At 39.3% G+C, this 1,314-nt stretch carries 1 protein-coding gene; it reads left to right on the top strand.

The features are described from left to right. Positions 1-28 precede the first annotated feature (28 nt). Positions 29-1,314, top strand: a protein-coding gene (locus tag BLS14_RS32230) for an IS3 family transposase (protein ID WP_090955873.1) whose coding sequence is annotated in 2 segments (ribosomal slippage) — positions 29-485 and positions 485-1,314 — 1,287 coding nt annotated over the 2 segments. Because the reading frame shifts where the segments join, the coding sequence is not laid out codon by codon here. This gene is flagged as partial in the annotation.

Consider the following 1,314-nt stretch of genomic DNA (forward strand, 5'->3'; position numbering starts at 1 on the left):
CACGACTAACAATGGAGGTGCAGTTTTTTTGCCTAAATTCAGTTTAGATGAGAAATTGAAAGCCATTCATAGATATCAGAATGGTACTGAAGGAGTCAAAAGTATTGCAAAATCATTACGGATAAATCATGAAACTTTACGTATGTGGATTAGGCAATACGAATATCACGGCGTCAAAGCTTTTGAAAAGAGCTATACAGCTTACACTAAGACATTTAAACTAGACGTACTCACCTATATAAACGAGAATGGGACGTCTCCAAATGAAGCTGCGGTCATTTTCAATATACCCTCTCCTAGGATTATTAGAAAATGGCGTATTCAATTCAATGAGGATGGAATGGACGGCCTGAAATCAAAGAAAAAGGGGCGTCCACTCATGAAAAATACGAACAAAAATATGACGAAGAAGCTAGAACCTGGCCATGAATCAGTTGAAGCTCTACAAGCTGAATTAGAACGTTTGCGTATGGAAAACGCCTATTTAAAAAAGTTGAATGCCTTAGTTCAAAACAAGGAAAAATCACCAAACAAGACAAAGCGCAAGTAGTCTATGAATTAAGGCTTGAATTCCCGGTGGTTGCATTGCTAGCGTTCGCTGAAGTCCCACGTAGCACCTTCTATTACTGGGTGAAACAGTTTGACAAGCCCGATCTAGACGCAGACCTGAAACTCCTTATTCAATCCATTTACGAGGAACATCAGGGGCGTTATGGCTATCGTCGTATCCGTGATGAACTAGTTAATCGTGAACACCGAGTTAACCATAAAAAAGTACAGCGTATCATGAAAGAATTAGGCCTGAAATCAGTAGTGCGTATGAAAAAATATCGTTCCTATAAAGGAACAGTGGGTAACATTGCACCAAACGTACTGGATCGTAACTTTCAAGCAGAAAAACCAAATGAGAAATGGGTTACCGATATTACGGAATTTAAGTTGTTTGGAGAAAAGCTTTATTTATCACCTGTTCTGGACTTATTTAACGGTGAAATTATCACGTACACAGTAGGATCTCGCCCTACTTATTCATTAGTCTCCGACATGCTAAATAAAGCTTTTAAACGCTTATCCAACGAGGATGAGCTCCTCCTGCATTCGGATCAAGGCTGGCACTACCAGATGAAGCAGTATCAACATGCTTTGAAGGAACGGGCGATTATCCAGAGCATGTCACGCAAAGGAAATTGTTACGATAACGCAGTAATGGAGAACTTCTTTGGCATTATGAAGTCAGAATTTCTCTATCTTAATGAGTTTGAAAGTCTAGATGACTTCAAGCAAGAACTAGCACAATACATCGATTACTACAAT

Origin of the sequence: Paenibacillus sp. OK060, from assembly GCF_900101205.1 — a bacterium.
GTDB classification, from domain to species: domain Bacteria; phylum Bacillota; class Bacilli; order Paenibacillales; family Paenibacillaceae; genus Paenibacillus; species Paenibacillus marchantiae.